General features: G+C 67.4%; 16 protein-coding genes, 1 tRNA gene and 1 pseudogene. 4 read left to right on the forward strand and 14 right to left on the reverse strand.

From position 1 onward, the window contains the following. Positions 1-175: 175 nt before the first annotated feature. A complete protein-coding gene (locus ACFWY6_RS30010; RefSeq protein WP_384696814.1) occupies positions 176-748 on the reverse strand; it encodes a dihydrofolate reductase family protein in 573 nt (190 codons plus the stop codon). A gap of 322 nt (positions 749-1,070) precedes the next feature. On the opposite strand from ACFWY6_RS30010, the gene ACFWY6_RS30015 reads away from it, so the two are divergent. Next, a complete protein-coding gene (locus ACFWY6_RS30015; RefSeq protein WP_384696817.1) occupies positions 1,071-2,918 on the forward strand; it encodes a protein kinase in 1,848 nt (615 codons plus the stop codon). Positions 2,919-2,939: 21 nt separating this feature from the next. Here the strand turns inward: ACFWY6_RS30015 and ACFWY6_RS30020 are convergent, their stop codons facing one another. Further along, positions 2,940-3,230, reverse strand: a complete 291-nt coding sequence (locus ACFWY6_RS30020; protein ID WP_384696820.1) for a hypothetical protein — start codon at positions 3,228-3,230, stop codon at positions 2,940-2,942. Between the two features lie 63 nt (positions 3,231-3,293). Continuing rightward, positions 3,294-3,959: pseudogene (locus ACFWY6_RS30025) on the reverse strand (SDR family NAD(P)-dependent oxidoreductase); the annotation flags it as partial. An 86-nt stretch (positions 3,960-4,045) separates the two neighbouring features. On the opposite strand from ACFWY6_RS30025, the gene ACFWY6_RS30030 reads away from it, so the two are divergent. Further along, positions 4,046-4,381 (forward strand): hypothetical protein, encoded by a 336-nt coding sequence (locus ACFWY6_RS30030; RefSeq protein ID WP_384696856.1) that lies wholly within the window; start codon positions 4,046-4,048, stop codon positions 4,379-4,381. Positions 4,382-4,596: 215 nt separating this feature from the next. Here the strand turns inward: ACFWY6_RS30030 and ACFWY6_RS30035 are convergent, their stop codons facing one another. Next, positions 4,597-6,060 (reverse strand): MFS transporter, encoded by a 1,464-nt coding sequence (locus tag ACFWY6_RS30035; RefSeq protein WP_384696823.1) that lies wholly within the window; start codon positions 6,058-6,060, stop codon positions 4,597-4,599. Between the two features lie 330 nt (positions 6,061-6,390). On the opposite strand from ACFWY6_RS30035, the gene ACFWY6_RS30040 reads away from it, so the two are divergent. Continuing rightward, positions 6,391-7,626: a cytochrome P450 gene (locus ACFWY6_RS30040; protein WP_384696853.1), complete on the forward strand. Its 1,236-nt coding sequence runs from the start codon at positions 6,391-6,393 to the stop codon at positions 7,624-7,626. Between the two features lie 32 nt (positions 7,627-7,658). Here the strand turns inward: ACFWY6_RS30040 and ACFWY6_RS30045 are convergent, their stop codons facing one another. From ACFWY6_RS30045 to ACFWY6_RS30090, 10 genes are all read right to left on the reverse strand, one after another. Then, entirely contained in the window at positions 7,659-8,117 is a 459-nt protein-coding gene (locus tag ACFWY6_RS30045) for a hypothetical protein (protein ID WP_384696826.1), read from the reverse strand. 788 nt (positions 8,118-8,905) lie between these two features. Beyond that, entirely contained in the window at positions 8,906-9,334 is a 429-nt protein-coding gene (locus ACFWY6_RS30050) for an abortive infection family protein (protein ID WP_384696828.1), read from the reverse strand. 479 nt (positions 9,335-9,813) lie between these two features. Further along, on the reverse strand, positions 9,814-10,170 hold the full coding sequence (locus tag ACFWY6_RS30055; RefSeq protein WP_384696831.1) for a hypothetical protein: 357 nt from the start codon (positions 10,168-10,170) through the stop codon (positions 9,814-9,816). Between the two features lie 61 nt (positions 10,171-10,231). Then, positions 10,232-14,680: a DUF6531 domain-containing protein gene (locus ACFWY6_RS30060; protein ID WP_384696834.1), complete on the reverse strand. Its 4,449-nt coding sequence runs from the start codon at positions 14,678-14,680 to the stop codon at positions 10,232-10,234. 7 nt (positions 14,681-14,687) lie between these two features. Further along, positions 14,688-14,999 carry a hypothetical protein gene (locus ACFWY6_RS30065; protein WP_384696836.1) on the reverse strand — a complete coding sequence of 104 codons (312 nt, stop codon included), beginning with the start codon at positions 14,997-14,999 and terminating at the stop codon, positions 14,688-14,690. Between the two features lie 80 nt (positions 15,000-15,079). Next, positions 15,080-16,102, reverse strand: coding sequence for a hypothetical protein (locus ACFWY6_RS30070; RefSeq protein WP_384696839.1), 1,023 nt, complete (start codon positions 16,100-16,102; stop codon positions 15,080-15,082). 71 nt (positions 16,103-16,173) lie between these two features. Next, a complete protein-coding gene (locus tag ACFWY6_RS30075; RefSeq protein WP_384696842.1) occupies positions 16,174-16,818 on the reverse strand; it encodes a hypothetical protein in 645 nt (214 codons plus the stop codon). A 416-nt stretch (positions 16,819-17,234) separates the two neighbouring features. Continuing rightward, entirely contained in the window at positions 17,235-18,026 is a 792-nt protein-coding gene (locus tag ACFWY6_RS30080) for a hypothetical protein (RefSeq protein WP_384696845.1), read from the reverse strand. A gap of 336 nt (positions 18,027-18,362) precedes the next feature. Next, positions 18,363-18,436: transfer RNA gene (locus ACFWY6_RS30085), tRNA-Pro, on the reverse strand. Positions 18,437-18,614: 178 nt separating this feature from the next. Continuing rightward, positions 18,615-19,541: a metallophosphoesterase gene (locus ACFWY6_RS30090; protein WP_384696847.1), complete on the reverse strand. Its 927-nt coding sequence runs from the start codon at positions 19,539-19,541 to the stop codon at positions 18,615-18,617. A 75-nt stretch (positions 19,542-19,616) separates the two neighbouring features. Between ACFWY6_RS30090 and ACFWY6_RS30095 the strand changes: the two genes are divergently transcribed. Further along, positions 19,617-20,081 carry a GatB/YqeY domain-containing protein gene (locus tag ACFWY6_RS30095; RefSeq protein WP_384696850.1) on the forward strand — a complete coding sequence of 155 codons (465 nt, stop codon included), beginning with the start codon at positions 19,617-19,619 and terminating at the stop codon, positions 20,079-20,081. The last annotated feature ends 159 nt before the right edge of the window (positions 20,082-20,240 follow it).

A 20,240-nucleotide genomic window follows, 5' to 3' on the forward strand; every position in this document is an offset into this window, starting at 1 on the left:
GCACCCCGACAACGAACATCTGGCTGATGGCCGCGAACACGATGGCACTCTCCATGACACTCACACTCCTCCGGGAGCGCGGCCGCTCACAGCGGCCGTGCCGAGGGCGGAGCCTCGGTAGGCCAAGGGTACTGCGGGGCAGGCCCCGGCGGGGGTCTGCCGCAGACGACAGTCCTCAGCGGACGACGTCGAAGACATTCAGCTGAATGCCGTTGGCGTACGCCTCGTGCTCGACGAGCTTCAGCTTCTGGGCGTCCTTGTCCGTGGCGCTGAACAGCCGCTTGCCCGCGCCGAGGAGCAGCGGGAAGACGAGCAGGTTGTAGCGGTCGATCAGACCGGCGTCGGACAGATTCCGGTTCAGGGTGGCACTGCCGTGCATGATGATCGGGCCGCCATCGGTCTCCTTCAGCGCGGCGACGTCGTCGAGGGAGCGCAGGATCGTGGTCTCGCCCCAGCCGTCGACCAGGGCGTCCTCGGAGAGGGTGCTGGAGACGACGTACTTCGGCAGCAGTTTGTAGTCCGCGAACTCCTCCATGCCCGGCCACACCGGGCTGAACGCCTCATAGCTGGCCCGGCCGAACAGCATCGCCGTGGCCTCCTTCTGCTCCCGCCCCTTGATCTCGTAGGCCTCCGGGACGAACTCGATGTCCTTGAAGGTCCAGCCGGAGTTCCGGTAGCCGGGCTCGCCTCCCGGGGCCTCCACGACGCCGTCGAGCGAGACGAAAGCAGTGCTGATCAACGTACGCATCTCAAGATCTCCTGGGGTGGCTGTCGCGGGGTCGCTGGGTCGCGGGGTCGCATCCCCGCTTTGCGGTTACGTGTCTATTGACTCTGGTCCATGCGGAAACTCATCGGAGGTCGTCGTACGAGTCGCTCGCTCCGAAGCTCCGAAGCTCCGAGGGTCCGAAGCTCCGAGGCTCCGAGGCTCCGAGGGTCCAAAGCTCCGAAGGCAAAAGGTAGACGTCACCACCCCCCGGTTTGAATCACCAGCCACATCAACAACGTCTATTCTCAACCGAGTTACGCCGTTGACCAGGCGCGAAGAGCAGAGCCGGGGGAAGCACGCCATCATGAGCGGTACGAACGGGGATGAGCGGGATGAGCGGGATGAGGCCGACGATCGGGACGACTGCGTCGACGGGGGCATCAAGCCGCTCGCGGTGAGCGATCCCGCCCGCATCGGTCCGTATCTGCTGCTCGGGCGGCTCGGTGCCGGCGGCATGGGGAGGGTGTTCCTCGCGCGGTCGGACAGCGGACGGACCGTGGCCGTGAAGGTGGTGCACGAAGAGCATGTGTCCGACGAGCACTTCAGGGCGCGGTTCCGACGCGAGATCGAGGCGGCGCGGAAGGTCGGGGAGCAGTACACGGCGCCGGTGCTGGACGCGGGCCCGGCCGACGAGCCGCCGTGGGTCGCAACGGGATACGTTCCCGGCCTCTCCCTCGAACAAGTGGTGCGACGCCACGGCCCGTTGCCGCCCACATCCCTGCACACCCTCGCCGACGGGTTGCTGAAGGCACTCAAGGACATCCACGGCGCCGGGATCGTGCACCGCGACCTGAAGCCGTCCAACGTGATGCTCACCGTGGACGGCACGAAGGTCATCGACTTCGGGATCGCGCGGGCGCTCGAAACATCCGTCGAGTCCCTGCTGACCAGTACGGGAATGGCCATCGGCTCTCCCGGCTTCATGTCGCCCGAGCAGGTGCGCGGACAGCGCGCCGGGGCCAAGAGCGACGTGTTCACCCTCGGGTGCGTACTGACGTATGCGGCGACGGGGCAGCTGCCGTTCGGGCAGGGGGCGAGCAATCAGCACGCGGTGATGTTCCAGATCGTGGAGGGCGAACCCGATCTGAGGCGCGTCAAGGACGCCTCGCTGCGGGACCTGATAGCCCGCTGCCTGACGAAGGACATCGCCCAACGGCCGGACATCGACGACCTGTTGGAGACCCCCGAGCGCCCCCGCCCCCACGCCGCGGGCGCCGCCTGGCTGCCTGCCGACGTCGTCACCCACATCGCACAACAGTCCGCCCGACTGCTCGACGCCGAGGCGGCGCCGCTACGGGAGGAGCCGGTGGACCGAGCAACGGTCGGCCTGCGCCCGAAGGAGAGCCCTCCCGAAGCCACCCCGGACACCCCGGTCGTCGCCCCGGCAGCCCAGCCGGCCAACGACACCAAGAAGCGAGGGCGCCGCCGCACGATCATCGCGCTGCCCATCGTCGCCGTCATCACGGTCGGCGGCGGCACGGTGGCCCTGATCCAGCCGTTCGGGGGCGGCGACGGAGACGGAACAAACGCCCGCCCTCCGGGCAACAGCGCAAGCGCCACGCCGGGCGGCAACAACTCACCCACGGCCCCCAGCAGTTCACCGTCCAAGGAAGAAAAGAAAAAAGACAAGGACGGCAAGAAGAAGGACAACGAGAAGGACTCCCCGAACGCCCAGGAGAGCAACAGCAGTTCACCGTCCGACGACAGCGACGACTCGGACACCACGGGCACCGGCAACGGATCCGACCCCGCGGATTCATCCGGCTCATCCAGCTCATCCGGCTCATCCGGCACCTCGGGCTCGGACGGCGGAGATTCATCCGGCTCCGACGACTCGTCCACCGGTTCACCGCCCCCCGCCCTGACGAGTTACCGGGCCGTGTACACCAACTCCTGTGTCGGCGCATGCGACATGCCGGTCAAGGTGAGCTGGTCGGCGATCCCCCGGGCGACCAGATACGACGTCCACTACACCAACAAGGGCAGCAACTTCACCGAGAAGAACGTGGACACCACGTACTCCACCGGCAGCACCAGCTACACGATCAAGGGCCCGTACTCCGGCGACGAGATCTGCATGACGGTACGCGCGGCCAACAAGTACGGCGCCTCTGCCTGGGCGGAGACCTTCTGCGACACGGTGCCTTACTGACGACGCTTTGGCGGGTGGGGTTTAGGGGCGGGGTCTGCGGGCGTGGAGGACGAAGGCCGGGGGTGTGTTGCGCCATACGGTGCGACTGGGGACGACTTCCTCGAAGCGGTTGCGCAGCAGCTCGCGGCCTCCCGCAGGGTTGCCTGCCTGGGCACCCGCCACGAAGCGCCGCAGGTTGTCCGCATCCGCCGAGCCCGCCGGAGCCCCCTGCGCCAGTTGCCACAGGCCGTCTCCGAGGGCGATGGCAGCGGCAAGCAGCGGGCAGGCACGGACGATGTCGGCGGCTGGTGCGAGAGCGGCACGGGCCACCATTAGTTCCCCAAATTCCCCTAATTCCCCGTGCTCGTCCCGGAGTTGGTCACGGTGCCATGGTGCTCAACCCTGCTCGGTGGGGCGCACGAGCAGCTCATTGACGGCGACGTGCCGGGGGCGGGTGACGATGTAACCGACGGTGTCGGCGATGTCCTCGCTCTGCAGCCGCTCGATGTCGCCGAGGCCGGCGTTGAGCAGTTGCTGGACGGCGTCCGAGTTGTGGGAGCGCAGTTCGGTGTCGACGCTGCCCGGCTCGACGACGGACACGCGGACGTGCTGCTTGGCCAGTTCCTGGCGCAGCGCCTCGCTGAAGCCGGTGACGCCGAACTTGGTGGCGGTGTACACGGCCATCATGGCGTAGGCGCTACGGCCGTTCAGCGAGCTGATGTTGACGATGTCGGCGACCTGGCGCGGGCCGTCGGCGGCGGCCTTGACCAGGTGAGGGATGGCCGCGTGGCTGGTGTACATCAGGCCCATGAGGTTGATGTCGACCATGCGCTGCCAGTCGTTCAGATCCGCGCCGGGGGTGGGTCCGAGCAGCATGAGGCCGGCGTTGTTGACCACGGTGTCCAGGCGGCCAAGGCCCGCGACGGTCCGCTCGACCGCTTCCGCGGCGGCTTGGGAGGTGGTGATGTCGGCGGGCACGGCCAGGGCCTTTCCGCCTGCCTCGGAGATTTCGGCGGCGAGGCCGGTGAGCCGGTCCTCGCGCCGTCCGACCAGGGCCACGGAGGCGCCCTGCGGGCGAGCTCCAGTCTGCCTCCCCGGTGGTCACGCCGTATCGACGTACGGCCTGGCGCCGCTGACCGGCCGGCCTCATGGTCCTGTGGCGCACCTCGCCGGACGGCCCGCATCAGCCGGTGATCATCTACGGCTCGCGGGCCCTGGAGCCGGTGCTCGGCAACCCGAAGAACTGGCTGGGGGTCTCGTCATGGCGACGATCGTCGCCGCCGTGCATGCTGCAACCTTCGACACGGATGGGAAGAGGGGCCGGCAGCAGTCGAGACGGCACGCTCGCCTCGCGGCGCAATGAAGCGGACGCCACCGTGACCGAGGAGGTCTACCGCAAGCAGATCCGCCCAGTGATCCAGACCGGCGCCATCGCCATGGACGGCATCTTCGGCACGCCCACGCCCACGCCCCCGAAGCCGTAGTCACTCAGATAGACACGGCTGTGGCCACAAGTGCTCCTGGTGGTCCCTGGTTTCGACGGGAGGCGAACCGCCGAGTGGATCCCGGTTCCCGGCTGAACACCGCCATCCTGCGGCTGTACGGCGGACCCCGCGCGGCCGGAGAGCCGAATGGAGGCGGCACACCACCACCGAGCGGGTCACCGCGCGGCCGTCGCTGACCGGGACGCCCCGGGTGGTCAGTCAGGCGGAGCCTCCCGACGCTCGCCACGCACGTCCGCGACGGCGACGGCGAGTGCAAGGAGCACGAACGCGAGTGCCGTGAGCAGCCCGAGCTGCAGGGCCCGCCCCCAGCCGTCGTGGTTGGCGACGTGGGCGAAGAAGACGGCGCCGACCATCGCGATGCCCGCCGCCGAGCCGATGCGCTGACCGGTCTGCAGGACGCCGCTGGCCGAACCGCCCAGGGACACCGGCACCTTGGACAGCGTGAGCGTGGTGTTCGGCGAGATCACGAGCCCGGAGCCGACCCCGGCCAACAGCAGCGGCACGGCCGCCACAAGGGCCACAGCGCGTCCGGGCACGAACTGCACCACCGCCATCGTGCCCGCAAGGCCGAGCGCGACCCCGACCAGGCCGTACGCCACCAGGCGCCGCCCGTGCCTGACCACGAGCCGCCCGCCCGCCGCCGCAGCGCCCGCCGACCCGACGGCCACCGGCGTGGCGGCCAGGCCCGCCTGCAGGGCGCTGAGACCGTGCCCGTTCTGCAGAAACAGCGTGTAGACGAAGAACAGCGTCGTGAACCCCGAGAAGTACGCCAGTCCGAGCAGCGCGCCCAGTGAGAAGGACCGCAGCCCGAACAGCCGCAGATCGACCAGCGGTGCGCGGCCCCGCGCCGACTGTCGCGATGCTCGCCGCTCCCACCCCCAGAAGCCCGCGAGCAGCGTGACCCCGACGGGAATCAGCAGCCACTTGCCCCGCCCGGCCCACTGCTGCTCCTGCACCAGGGGCAGCATGATGGCGACGACCCCGGTGCCGAGCAGCACCACACCGACCAGGTCGAAGCCGGTCCGCCCGCGCCCGGTTCGCTCGGTACGGGGCAGCAGCCGCAGGGCCGCCGCGAACGCGGCCACCCCGATCGGCAGGTTCACGAAGAACACCGCGCGCCACCCGTGCTCCGCCCCGAAGCCCTCGATGAGCAGCCCGCCGGCGAGCGGCCCGACCGCCGTCGAGATCCCCACGACGCTGCCGAGCCGCCCGAACGCCCGTGCCCGCAGCGGCCCTTGGAACATCTGCTGGATCAGCCCCGACACCTGCGGCGACACCATGCCCGCGGCGGCACCCTGCAGGAGCCGGAACACGACGAGCCAGGTGGCCCCGGGCGCGAGTCCACACGCCACGGAGGCCAGCGTGAACAGCGCGAGCCCACCCAGAAACACCTCCCGCCGCCCGTACAGATCCCCCAGACGCCCCGCCGGCACCAGCACGAGTCCGAACGCCAGCGCATAGCCCGACACCACCCACGACAGCTCCGCCTCCGCGGCGCCGAGGCCACGCTCGATGGAGGGCAGCGCCACGTTGACGATCGACGTGTCGAGCAGCGTCATGAACCCGGCGGTCAGCAGGACCCCGAGCGCCTTCCAACTCCTCTGATCTGCGGCTTCGTCCGCAGACGCACGCGCCGTGGAGGTGTCCAAGCTGTCCATGCGCCCACGCTAGGCAGCACGGGTCGGTCCCGGCGGGCCGGACAGCCATCTGGAGTACGCCGGTGCGACCTCCGCCCGACGATGCCTGACGGTGGGGGAGAGCCCTCACAGGCATAGCCACGGATACGACAGCCACATGCGTACGTACGACACGTACGAAGTACGTACGGAGATGGAGACGGACACGTGCTCGACGACCTCTCACCCGAAGAACACCGCCTCGCACCCGAAGAACACCGCCTCGCACCCGAAGAACACCGCCTCGCACCCGAAGAACACCGCGAAGAACACCGCGAAGAACAACTCGGCGAACACCGGACCCAGGAACCCATCGTCCGTGACTGGCCCGCCCAGAACATCCAGGGCCCCGACTTCGACCCGGTCCTGACCGAGCTGATGCGCGAAGGCCCCCTCACCCGCATCAAGCTGCCGTACGGCGAGGGCTGGGCCTGGCTCGTGACCCGCTACGACGACGTACGCGCCGTGACGAACGACCCCCGCTTCGTCCGTGGCCCCGTCCCCGAACGTCCGATCACCCGCCTCGCCCCGCACTTCAAACCCCGGCCCGGCGCGCTCGCCTTCGCCGACCCGCCCGACCACAACCGGCTGCGCCGCGTGGTCGCTCCCGCCTTTACGGCGCGTGGTGTGGCGCGGCTGCGCGCCCGGGCGCAGGAGACCCTCGACGCCTTGGTGGACACCCTCGTACGGGACGGCGCACCGGCGGATCTCACGGCCCGCGTCCTCGAACCGTTCCCCATCGCGGTGCACTGCGAGGTCATGGGCGTACCCGAGGCCGACCGCCCGCGCCTGCACCGTCTGACCCAGGAGATCGTGTTCCCGTCACGCGACGCGACGGTCACGGGCCGAGCGAAGGACGAGCTGTACGGCTGGCTCGCCGACGAGATCCGCGCCCGCCGCACCGACCGACCCGCCCTCGCCCCCACGACGGAACCCGACCCCGACCTCAACGCCGAACCCGCCGCCGGCGACATCATGTCGCTCCTGGCCGCCGGGGTGGACCGCGGCGATCTGACGGAGGAGGAGGCCATCGGCGTCGCGGGCCCGCTGCAGATCGGCGGCGAGGCCGTCACGAACAACACCGGCCAGATGTTCTTCCTGCTCCTCACCCACCCCCACCTCCTCCACCGCATGCGGACCGACCCCACGATCCGCCCCCGGGCCATCGATGAACTGCTCCGCTACATCCCGCACCGCAATTCGGTCGGCCTCGCCCGCATCGCAACGGAGGACGTGGAGCTGCGCGGCCGCCGCATCAGGAAGGGCGACCCGGTCTACGTCTCGTACCTGGCGGCCAACCGCGACCCGGCCGTCTTCCCGGACCCCGAAAGCATCGACTTCGACCGCCCGGACAACCCGCACGTCTCCTTCGGCCACGGCACTCACTACTGCACGGGCGGCCCGCTCGCCCGCCTCCAGATCGACCTTCTCCTCGACACCCTCCTCGACCGCCTCCCCACCCTGCGCCTCGCGACCGCCCCGCACGCGATCCCCTGGCGCCGCAACGCCCTGATCCGCGGTCCCGAGGCGCTGCCGGTCGCGTGGTGAGTGCGACGCCGTACGGTGAGCGAGTGGAGCGGTCAGTCGTCGGACATGGTCTCCAAGCGCGCAAGATCCAGCTCGTCCAGGACTGCGCCCGTCGACCGGCCCGCCAGCATCGCCACCCGCTCCGTTCGCGCGGCTGCCCACCCCGTCAGGCACACCACAAGCACCCGCAACCCGTCCTGCCGTACGAGGACGAGGCGGTCTCGCACCTCGGGTCGGGCTTCCGGGAGCGTCAGGGGTGGGCCGTCCTCACTGGGGGCGCCCACACGGGCGTCGTCGAGGCTGTGGCACATCCGCTGGTGGTTCAGCGCGTCGACAATGTGGAGCGCTGAGTCGGCCAGGTGCTGGGTTCGGGGGATCTGCTTGCTGACCGCGGTCGCAGGGCTGGTGCCGTTGATTTCCATGATGGCCAGGGAGTTGAGGGCATCGTTGTGACGGTTGTAGTCGGCAGCGAGTGCCAGCAGCGCCTCGGGCGGAGAGAGTTGGGCGGCCATCGGGGAGACCGGGGATTCCAATGGCTGCGGGGCGCCTTCAGTGGCGACGATGCTGGGCGCAGGCGGGTGGGAACCGTGCGGGATGCGCCTCGCCGGTCGCGGCGTACGGGCGTATGAAGCGGATCCAGGTCCGCAGGAGCGGCGTCCGTCATCGGCGTGGCGCCTGCGCCACGGGCGTCTTGGGCGTCGGCAACGCCGCTGTGGTGGAGAGGACGGCCGGGCGGCGCTGGGTCAGCGAGCGCTGTCCCTGAATGGAGGTAGAGAAACTCGTAACAGCTGCCAGGCCGTGGGTGAGGCGACCCGCGGCGTCCGAAGTCGGATCTCCCTGCCACTCCCGGGGAGCGAGATCTCCATGATCCACTCCCCGCTCACTCCCCAAGCGGCCCCAGAGAATGAGTCAAGCCCGGTTCCCATTTCTGGAAACCGGGCCTGACCTGCTGTTTCAGCTGTCGGGGTGGCGGGATTTGAACCCACGACGTCTTCGTCCCGAATGAGGTTCGAGCAAGATCGATACCTGCGGATCTTGTAAACGTGCAGGTCAGGGCGTCGGTCTGAGGTGGTTCGGTGAGGTCTCGGTTGGCCTCCGGAGGAAGATCATCTCCCAGAATTCTCCCAGCGCCGGACGTACGCCCGGGGCGTCGCATCCGAGCCTCATCTGCAAGTCGCATTGCGGAAGCACGTTCGCGCGATCCGCTGCAGGGTCCTGTGTGCGTTTGTCGGAGCGATTAGACCTGGGTCTTGCGCCACGGTGCCGTGGGGTCCGCCAGAGTGTCGAGAATCAACTCGCATCAGGTGACGGCAGCGTTGACTGTCAGGCGGGCATGTCGCACTCCAGGGCCCAACGGCGCGCTTGCCTGATCGTGACCGCTGCCGAAACCCTGGTTGCGCAGTTCGGCGACTCCGACCGCGATGTTCACCGAACCCGAAAGGATCTTCTTCACGGCTTTGCTGCCATCAGGTCCGTCGGGTGCCGAGCCGGCGTCGAGCTTCAACGCCTTCTGGACCGTGCTGATGAGCGCGGGGAGCGCTGCGTTCTTGTCGACCTCGATGTTCAGCTCACCAAGGGCAGTCTGCGCGGTCGCCTCAATGAGCTGCTTGGCACGTTCGGCAGCCGCGAGGACCGGGTTCCAGTAAGGATCACCGCGAACCTCGCGTGTCCTGGCGAAGCGGAGCTTGTCGCTTACCTCCGTCCTGCAGCCAGTCGCTCCTGAATTCAAATGCCGGCGTCAGTATTTGCCAAAGTGCGTCGCGGGCATCCATCATCTCAATGCCCATCACCAAAGCCGTCCGCCACTCACGATACACGAGAATTCTGTGCCCCAGGGTCGATGAACCCGATGGCTTGCCGTTGATTACGGTAGTCGAATCGATAGACCTTGGCACCGGGGCCGTCATGTGGCTGCGCATCGCTTGCTCACACTTCTTCCGAGGTGCAGGACGGCGGTCTCGGCTACACCACGGAAGCAGGATTGGGGTCAAAACTCATAGGGCGCTGGATTGTTGGAGAGTCGGAGAATTCTTCGGGGAAGATCCAGACGCGCACCCTCCTGGAGGGGGCCTCGATGGAAGCCTGGAGTTCACACTCCTCAGAGGCTCACCAGGGTTGTATTGTCTTCCTCGCCGCACAGGGGATGCCTCTCGGATGCGCAATGTGAATACCCAGTATCCACGGAGCACATTCTTGTGAGGCGATCCGTCACTTGACCCCTCGAAGAGGGCCAAAATGTGATGGCGCATCGAGCCATTCATAATCTTCATGCCATTTACAGCCTCCGGCGTAAATTTTCCCAATTCCGCCGTTGATCAGGAAAAGCTTGCATGGAACGCCGTACTCGATGGAAGCGCCTGCAGGTAGGTCCTTCTCTGAGACCGGGAGCTCGTCAATAGTGAGCTCATTCAACTCATGCGGGAGCTCCATGTGGCGAACTCTCGAAAACAGCACGTCGATGCGCTTGTCCATGTCATCTCGCTGCCCGCTTCGCAGCAAAAGCTGCGCATAGCTGAACGTGTAGTGCCAAACCTGAAAGTTGCGTTCCCAGCTAGCGATTTGCATTCTTGATGCTCCGTATTCATTCGCGCGCGCTCATTCACGTGCCACACGGCCTTGCGGTGCCCTAAACTATACCCGCGGCGCGGCGCAGTGCGGCAAAGTCTGGCAGGGTCAGGTGGGTCCGCTCGCCATTCTTCCAGAAAGTTATGGAGCTCCAGTTCCTGTCGCCGAGTCGCACAGATTCTCCCAGCATGTGCATCTCACGTTGTGTCGTGATCCAATTTCCGCCGACTCGCCCAGCCTTATAGAAGTCCTCAAATAGCTCCTGCGGCGTCCCCTTCTTGCCGCTCTCCATCATGAATCCGTCCAGCCGTACGTGAATATTTCGGCTCGGCTGCTCGTGCACGATATTCCGCACCAGGGCCAACACGTCGTTTCTGTCAGGAATATGCATGAGATTCCTGAATCCATGCTCATCCGCGAATCGCGCCAGCTCTCCCTTGTTACTCAGCCCCAGGGCGAGGCAAGGCGCCAGGCCCATGGGGTCCGCCCATGCCGTGGGGTTGCGCACGTACGTAACCGCGTTGGGGGCTGGGGTAAGGCCGAGCGGGTCGGGTGTGAGATAGCGGGCGGTGGCAGGGTCGTAGTAGCGGTGAACGTTGTAGTGATGGCCAGTTTCCCGGTCGAAGTATTGCCCCGGGAAACGCAAGGGGGTGTATGCGGAGCTCTGTCGAGACCATGTAGTAGTGCCCCACAGGCTGGTGCGCGTGTGCCACGCTATGTTGCCGTCGGTGCCGATGAGCTCAGTCGGGGTGCCGACGAGGTCTGTGGCTATCGCGAAGAATCGGGCGTCGATCTCTTCCTGCGTGATCGCATCCAGACGGCGTTCTGTCTGCCCGACCGGGTGCAGGCCATCGTGGTCCCAGGTGAGGGCGACGGAGCCCTGCCGTTGTTCCGGAGCGGTGGTGATTTCCTCGATGAGGACCGAGCCGGCCCAGGTGAACGTGGTCTGCTCGACGGTCGAATCGCCATTCTCAGCGAGACATAGCTTCGCCGTTCGCCGCCCGAGAGGGTCGTAGGTATAGCGCCAGCGAGTTCCGTCAGGTGTGGTGACCTCCGTAAGTTGGTTGTCGGAGTTCCAGACGTAGTGCCAGGCGTCGGGCTTGCGGGAGAGGCGAGTCTTCTGCCGCAGCGTAAGGCGGCCGGCGGCATCGTATTCGTAGCGGAAACTCCCCGCAGTGATGAGACGGGTGCCGTTGTAGTTCCGCTCGCCGCGGGCGTCGTCGTCTGGGCGGGTATCCGGCCAGGCAGCCGAGGTTTGGTTGCCGACAGCGTCGTAGGCGTAGGTCTCGGACCACTTGCGTGCGCTCACACCCGTGACCCGGCCAAGCTGGTCGAGGTCGTAGCGGCTGGGGCCGCTGCGGCTGTCCTCCAGGAGCGCGAGGTAGCCATCGGCTCGGTAGCTGTAGTCGCGGGTGTGTGAGGTGCCCGTCCCACCGACCAGGCGTTGCTGGGTCAGGCGGCCGGTGGGGTCCCAGGACTGCGCAATGGTCAGGGTGCCATCGTCCAGGGTGCGCAGGAGTTCCTGCCCGGCGAGGTCGTGGCTGGAGCTGAGGGCATGCCCGGTGGGAGTGACCAGTTCGGTGCGGTTACCTGCCGCGTCGTACGCGTAGCTGGTCGTGGCACCCGTCGGCGTCGTGCGGCGCACGGGGCGCCCCACGGCGTCATAGGTGTGCCGGACGGTACGCCCGTCGGTCGCCTCAGCGGTGAGGCGGCCTGCGGAGTCGTACGTAAGAGCCAGCTCGTGGTCCGTGTTGGCGGCTGCCAGCATTCGCCCGGCCGGATCGTAGCTGTACCGGGTGAGGAGTCCGGCGGCGTCCTTCTCCGTGAGCCGACCGAGCGCGTCGTAGGTGTAGCCGACGACGTCGCCGAGGGGAGTGGTGCGTGCGGTGGTGCGGCCTGCGGCGTCGTGGGTGTAGGTGATGGTGCGGTCGTCGAAGTCGGTCTCGGCCGTCAGGCGACCAGCCGGGTCGTAGGTGTAATCCCAGTTCAGGCCCTGGGGGTTGGTGACCTGGGTCAGGCGTAGCTCGAGGTCGTGGGTGAAGGCGTACCGGCTGCCGTCGGGATCGACGCGGGCAGTCAGAAGGTCGAAGGCGGTGTATTCGAATGTGGTTATCTGGCCGAGCGCGTCGGTGCGGGTCAGGCAGTTGCCTTCGCCGTCGTACGTCCACAGCTGCACCGCGCCGTCTGGATCCTGCTGCCGGGCGAGCTTGCCCTCGGGTGTCCACTCCAGGCGGGTTATCGAACCGAGCGGGTCCGTGATGGAGGTCGGGCGGCCGAAGGCATCGCGGGTGTAACTGGTCACCGCGCCCAGAGGGTCGATGACCTTCCGCGGCAGGCCCGCCCTGTCGCACTCGATACGAGTGGTATTGCCAAGCGCATCAATGACGGTGCTGAGGTGGCCTTCGGGCGTGTGGGTGCAGCGGATTGCGGCGCCGGTGGGGTCGGTCACCGCCGTCAGGTTGCCGCGGGTGTCGTACTCGCGGCGCCAGGTGGCGCCGTCGGCGTTGACAGCCTCGACGGGCAAGCCGAGATCATTGTGGGTGACCGTGATCGTGTGGCCGTCGGGGCGGATGACGCCGGTCGGATGACCGCGGTCGTCGTAGGTGTACCTGGCGGTGTGGCCGAGTGGGTTGGTGATCGCGATCCGCCGATGATCCTCGTCCCATTCCTGGTGTGTGGTGTTGCCCAGGGGGTCGGTCTCGCGGATCAGGCGGTAGGCGTCGTTGTGCTCGTAGCAAATCGTGTGGCCGAGCCCGTTGGTGACGCGCGTCGTGTGCGCTGCGTCGTCGTAGGACAAAGTGCCGGAGAGGAAGCCGTCGCTGCCCTCAGTGCGGACAACGCGGCCCTGCTCGTCATAGGTGTACGTGTAGGTGGTGTTGTTGCGGTCGGTCCACGAGGTGATGCGGCCCTCGGCGTCGTAGGTGAACCGAAGCGGCAGGCCGGAGGAGTTGGTGACCTCGGTCAGGTCACCCTGGGCGTCGTAGCCGTAGGAGACGAGGGTCGTGCCGCGGCCGTCGGGTTGCTCCGGGTCGAGCAGGCGTAGGGCGCTGATGCGGGGCAGGTCGCCGTGGTGGTCTAGCGCGATGCGGTAGCCGCCGCTGTGGGCGACCTCCATCGGGGTGCCGTCGGCGGTGTAGTGGACGGTGATGCGTTGGCCGTTGCGGTCCACGATGGCCTGCAGGGGCAGATCGACCGCCTGGCCGTCATCGGCGGGGCACGGGGAGTGGAAGACGTAGGCGAGGCCGGTGTCGGGATCGGTGAGGCGCAGGGCGCCCTCTACCTCGGTGTCCCAGGTCAGGGGTATTCGAGGGCCGAGCTCGGGGTGGACTGGAGCCTCTCCGTCGGGCGCGGGGAGCGGGTAGCTCAGCCGGGCACCGTCGGGCGCGGCGTAGGTGATCCCGTCCTCGTCGACCTGGAGGCGCTGGTCGAGGGTGGAGGCCCAACTGGGGCCGAACCAGCCGCCCCATCGGTACGACGAGAGGTGCGTGCGTTCCAGCACCAGGGGCAGGGTGCCCGGCAGCTGGACGTCGGTCTGGGGCAGCAGCATGTCGCCGGTGGCGACGTCGATCGGGTCCAGGTCGCACTTCTTGAGGACTGCCTTGATGGAGGCGGGCAGCTTCTCCCATTCCGAGGGGCGCAGCTTGAGCCGGGACAGGCCCGAGCCGTCGAGCCCCAACGTCTTGCCGAGCTTGGCGAGTTCGCTGGGCTTGAGCTTGCCCAGGCCCTTGCCGAGGAGCTTGCCCAGGCCACCGATGCCGACCCCGAAGGCAGCGCCCATGGCCAGGGTCTCCGCCAGCTTGTCCGGGTCCTTGAAGGTCCCGGGATCCTTCAACAATGCGTCGAAGGCGGCGAACTTCATGCCCTCGCCCGCGAGTTTGCCGGCCTTGGCGATGGTCTTGATCTCTCCGAGGGCCTTCAGCGCCCGCTCCAGGCCGCGTATCGCCTCCATGACGGTACGGATGACCGAGGCCATGCGGGTCCCGGACTTCTCGATCCGGGCGATCAGCGCCACGACCTTCGCGGCCCGCGCTCCGGCCGCGAGGCTGCCGGCGATCGCGGAGAGGCCGCCGGTCAGCACCGACAAGGCCAGCCCCGCGATCTCGAACTCGGCGATCTCCGCGAGGATCACGCCGATCTCGGTGAGGAGTTCGTGGGCCTCGTCGGCGAAGTCGTCCAGTGCTTTGGCGCCGTCGCGCAGCGAGTCGGCCATGTCGGTGGCCTGTGTGCGGGATGCCTTGGCCCGCTTGTGGAGGGCCTTGGCGGCCTGGCCCTCCCACTCCAGATCCTTGAGCGCAGACTTGGCGTCGCGTGCGGCGCCATCGAGTCCTTTGGCCAGGGCCCGCCACTGCTTGGCTATCTCGCGGATGCCGTCGGGGTCGACGAGCGGATCGGTGATGCCGAGGAACTCCAGGCCGCTGGCGAGGGTGTCGCCGAAGGCGTGGTTGGCCTTGTTGATCCACTTCAGCGGGTTGAGGTCGTCGGCGTCGATGCCAGGGATGTCGAAGCCCACGTGCGGCTCAGCCCTTCTCGCCGCGGGCGGCCACGCTCAGCAGGACATCCAGCAGGTCGAAGGCGTCCGAGACATCGCCCAGGAACTTAGCCTCGGCCTCCCACTCCTTGTGAAGGTTCTTGGTGAGCTTGGCGATGGTGTCCATGCCGTCCTGGATGTCGTCCTTGGCGCTCATCAGCGATCCCAGCACGCCGAAGGCGGACATGTCGTGCGACGCGGCCTTGAAGTCATGGAGCGGCTTGCGGGTGTGGTGATCCACCTTGCCCAGCGCGGAGGCCGCCTTGTGCAGGGATTCCGCATCCTTCTTCAAGTCCGCCATGCGCTGTGCCCGCCCCGTGGGTTGAGATGGTCCTGAGTGTGTCGCGTTGTGCGTTGTGTGCTCGTCGGCCGCCGCCGTGGTCAGCGGTTGACGGACTGGACTTCCTGGACGTTCATGTCCTGGGTCGTCTCGAAGGTGCCGTTGGGCAGGTCGCCCTTCGCGCCGCCGGTGCCCTCCCAGGAGACTTCCCAGGTGATCGATGCCTTGAGTTGAAACGGCTTCCCGTCGGCGGCCCGCAGATACGTGATGCCGCATGGCGGGACTTCACCAGAGGCGCCTTTGGTGTACGGGGCGCCGATCGAGCCGTTGTCGTTGATCTCGCAGTCACCGGAGGCGGGGTAGGTTTCCGCGTCGTCGGTACCGGGCTCCAGATGCAGGGCGACCGGATTTGCTGTGGTCTCCGCCCACAGACCGGTGCCCGGCAGGTCGGCGCGGACTGTGACTTCCTTGAAGGTTCCCTTGTCCAGCCACGCCCAAGTGGGCAGATTCACCGTCGACTTGGCCTGCGGCTTCAGCTCGACCTCGGTGTCCGGGACCTTGATCTTGTCGTAGGCGAACGCGGCGAGCGTCTCTGGGGTTGGGGCGTGCTTGTCCTTGGGGATGGTGCCGGCATCCTGCCAGAACATGATGCGGCCGCACTCCCACGCTGCGGAATCCTGGTAGCGCCCTTCTCGGACCACGCTGCGCCAGAACATGCCCTTCTTGCCGAGGTTGTAGTCCTTGTAGCCTTCGGCGCTGGTGTCCTCGGGCGAAGTCAGGTCGAAGTTGCTGTCCGGCTTTCCCTTCTCGTAGTGGTCCACCCAGAGGCCGTTGCTCCACCAGACGTGCGCGTTGACCAGACCGCCCTCACCGGTGGCAACCGCATCCTTGAGCTCCTCCGGTGAGAAAGCAGGCTCGTACCAGCACGCTGGTGGCTCCCAGTTGGGGTCCACCGAGGTGAGCTCGCCCACGGAAGCCTTCGCTGTTCGGCCGCCGGGGTACGTGAGCTTTATCTTCGAGTTGGACACCGAAGCCATGAGCGATTTGCCGGAGGCGTCGCCACTGGGGCCTGAGGGTTTGCTCGGCTGCTTGGACTTGTCGTCCTCGCCGAACGCGTGGGCCATGCCGGGCACCGCAACGACCACGAGCGCTGAGGCAAGTAGCAGGCTCGCTGTCCTGTAGGGGCGCGCCATGCTCAGCAGCCGCCCCGGTCGGTCTCCGAGTAGCGCGTCTTCCACACACCGTGTGGCGTCTTGTCGAGCCGGTTGCGGTACTGGACGCGCGCTTTGGAGTTCTGGGGTGTGTGCTCGACCTTGCCGGTCTTGGTGTTCTTGGTGGAGCCCTTGCTCTCGTCGACGCAGTAGAACAACACGCCACTGCCGTCATCGGCGATGCTCACCTGCGGCTTCGACACCGTGGCGCGGCCGATCAGAACCAGGTCGTCGTCGACGAAGCCCTTGATCCATTTGCGGGCTGACTGGCTGGCCGCCTCGTCGGTGTAGAAGGCCAGCACCTTCGAGTCCGGATTCCCCTCGATGATCGCGGCGTACTCGGCCAGCAGTTCCTGCTTGCCGTCATTCAAGATCGCCTGCTTCTTGGGGTCCGAGTTCGTCCACCCCTGAAAGTCGGCCTGGAAGCTCTTGGGGAGCGTGATCTTTGGACGGCCCGCTGCTGCGTCGTCGGGCGTACCGGAGGCCGACGGGCTGGCACTTGACCGTGTGTCCGCCCCGGCGATCTTCTTGTTGTCCTTGTCGCCGTCCGAGTTGCCGCCGCAGGCGGTCAACAGCAGGGCGGCAGAAGCCGTGAGCGCGGCCGCCACGAGCCGGGTCGAGCGGTTCACAGTTGTCTCCGGTGAGGTGAGGGTTTACCCGAGCGAAGCAACGCTATCCGTGGTCACCCAGTGACGATGAGAGCGGGTCGGGCTTTGGCTGAGGCGTAGCGAGGCATGTCCACCAAGGCGTCGTACGGAATGTCCGTCTTGCCGATCGCGGCGTCAGCGAAGCCGTCAAATGAGTCGGCTGATAGCGGTAAATAAGGGATGGGCCTCTATGTCGCGGTGGAGCTGAGCAGGTCTAGCGCGTTGTGGCGGCCATGTACTCGGATGAGTGGCTTGAAGTGCACGCCGTCGTGCCGGTTCGCAAGCACCCGGGTCAGTGTGAGTCTGCTCCTTCACGGCGCCTTCCGGGAGTCCTGATCCCGATCGGGAACGCTCCTCTGCGATGCCTACCCCTGCGGCTCCGCGTGAGGTTGGCCCCGTCAGGACTTCTCGCTGAGCGCTTCCTGGATCTCGGCGATATGACGCTGCGTTGCCGCCGTGTTCTTCTGCTGACGCGCCAGTTTGGCCTCGGCGGCTGCCAACTCCCCAGTGAGGCACGCCCGATCGGCCACCGCACGCGCACGGAGGGTCCCGCTATCGGTATTTGTGGGCCCTACCCGCTCACTGCTCACTACTTCACGACGCTCCCCGTAGGCCGGACAGTCGACGTCGCTGGTGGATACGTAGGAGTGCTCGCGATGTTGGATGTAGGGCACCACGTGCTCACATCGAAGGGCGAGGCTCCAGGTGCCGAGGTCCTTCTTGCGCTCCTCGCGCGATGGCCCGGAGGCGGGGATCCTGGCGACGCCCTCAATCTGCTTCGGGCTCATCGGTGGCGGCGGGCAGCAGGAGCCGCAATGTGTCACTCGCGAACCGTTGATGGTCCATCGGCCATCCCTGCAGTCGGCATGCCGCTCCCGGGACCGCCGCTCTGCCTCGTCGCGCTCCTGCTTCTCCGCGTCGGACATCTTCATGAGCGGCGGCCAGTCCCCCCGATCGTCCGGCATGGGCTCTCCGCAGTCCCGGCACGGCTCGCCTGCCACGTACTCGGCATAGCTGAGGCGCCTACCCTCGCGCTTCCACCGCTCCTGCTGCTCCCGGCGCCGTCGATCTTCAGCCTCGGCATCCAGCGCGGCGCGCTGTGCACGCTGCCGAATCTGTTCCTCCGTGAGTTTGGCCATGGCTTCGCCCTCCGGCTGCACCACGTCCTCGCACAGGACGACGGAAGCCATGCTGACGTGACGGCCCCCGACATCGCCTGTCCAAGCGCTCGGTGACGCCCGTTGGCCAGACTTGGTCGCAAGCGGTCGCCATGACGTCGCCGCCCGGTATCGAGCCGGTTCTGACGAGGCATGGCCAGTGCCACAGCATTGGGTCGCTCCGCACCCACTTCACGAACGCGCACACGGACAAGGCCCGGCGGCAAGGTGCTCAGGCCGACACAGCCACAGCCCTCCGGGAGACCCCGACCAAGATCTTCTCCCAGATTTCTCCCAAACGATCACCTGAGACGCAGCAAGGGCCTGATCCGCGATACGGATCAGGCCCTTGACCTGGTGTTTCAGCTGTCGGGGTGGCGGGATTTGAACCCACGACCTCTTCGTCCCGAACGAAGCGCGCTGCCAAGCTGCGCTACACCCCGATGTCGTTGCTCCGCGCCCCGCATTGCTGCAGGCCGTGGCGACATCGATTACTTTAGCGGACCGGCGGCCGGAGACGAAATCCGGTTTTCCGGGCCCGGTCCCGAGGAGCCCGCAGGGCCTCGCGGGCCCGGCCCCACGGAGCCCTCAGTGCCTCGCGGGCCCGGCCCCGCAGAGCTCTCAGGGCCTCGGCGTCAGGGTCAGGAGTGTTGCCTCCGGTGGGCAGGCGAAGCGCATCGGGGTGTAGCGGTTGGCGCCGCAGCCTGCGGAGACGTGGAGGTACGACCTGCGGCCCTTCGCCTCGTGCGTCGACAGGCCCTTCACGCGGTCCGTGTCCAGGTCGCAGTTGGTGACCAGCGCCCCGTAGAAGGGGATGCAGAGCTGGCCGCCGTGGGTGTGGCCCGCCAGGATCAGCGGGTAGCCGTCCGCCGTGAAGGAGTCCAGGGTGCGCAGATACGGGGCGTGCACGATGCCCATCGAGAAGTCGGCCCCGGCGTCCGGACCGCCCGCCACGCGCGTGTACCGGTCGCGCTTGATGTGCGGGTCGTCCAGGCCGGTGAGGCCGATCTCGTAGCCCTCGATCTTCAGCGCGCCCCGCGTGTTCGTCAGGTTGACCCAGCCCGCCGCGTCGAAGCCGTCGCGCAGGTCTTCCCACGGGTTGTGGATCACGCCGACGGCGGGTGCATTGCCGTTCAGGCCGTGTTTGCCCTGCACCTTCTCCACCAGGTAGCGGGCGGGGTTGCGCGGCTTCGGGCCGTAGTAGTCGTTCGAGCCGAAGACGTACGCCCCGGGGAACCGCATCAGTGGGCCGAGCGCGTCCAGGGTCTCCGGGACGCCATCGGGGTCGGAGAGGTTGTCGCCCGTGTTGATCACGAAGTCGGGGCGGAGCCCTGCCAGCGAGCGCAGCCAGCGCTGCTTCTTGCGCTGCCCGGACACCATGTGGATGTCCGAGACCTGGAGGACCCGCAAGGGGCGCATCCCCGTCGGCAGTACGGGGACGGTCACCCGCCGCAGCCGGAAGGAACGGGCCTCGAAGCCCACCGAGTAGGCGAGACCGGCGGCGGCCGTCGCCGTGATGCCCAGGGGTACTGCGTATCGCGCGCGCATACTTCCATCGTGTCAGACCCGAAGCCCCGGTAAATCAGCGGGCATCGGGCCGTACACACCTGCGACAATCACCGCATGACCACGCTCAAGTCGAAGCTCCAGGAAGACCTCACCGCCGCGATCAGGGGGCGTGACGAGCTGCGCTCCTCGACGCTCCGGCTGACCCTGACGGCGATCACGAAGGAGGAGGTCTCGGGCAAGACGGCCCGCGAGCTCTCCGACGACGAGGTGCAGAAGGTGATCGCCCGCGAGGCGAAGAAGCGCCGCGAGGCCGCCGAGGCCTTCGCCGACGGCGGCCGCGCCGAGCAGGCCGCGAAGGAGAAGGCGGAGGGCGAGATCCTCGCCGAGTACCTGCCCAAGCAGCTCTCGGACGACGAGCTCGACGCGATCGTCTCCCAGGCCGTCGAGGAGGCCAAGGCCGCCGGCGCCGAGGGGCCGCGTGCCATGGGCCAGGTCATGAAGATCGTGAACCCGAAGGTCGCGGGCCTGGCCGAGGGCGGCCGCGTCGCCGCCGCGGTCAAGAAGCTGCTCGCCGGCTGAGCGCAGACGGTTCAGTAATAGCTTCAGTAATAACTGCTGAGCAGCCACTCAGTGAATCGCGTACGTGAATGAGGGCGCCCCCCCACAAGACCGGGTGCCCCCAGGAAACAGACGCGGTGAAAATAAAAAAAAACACAACCCCGGCCCCCACTCGGAGTT

The sequence above is a fragment of the Streptomyces sp. NPDC059037 genome, assembly GCF_042740015.1.
Classification (GTDB): domain Bacteria; phylum Actinomycetota; class Actinomycetes; order Streptomycetales; family Streptomycetaceae; genus Streptomyces.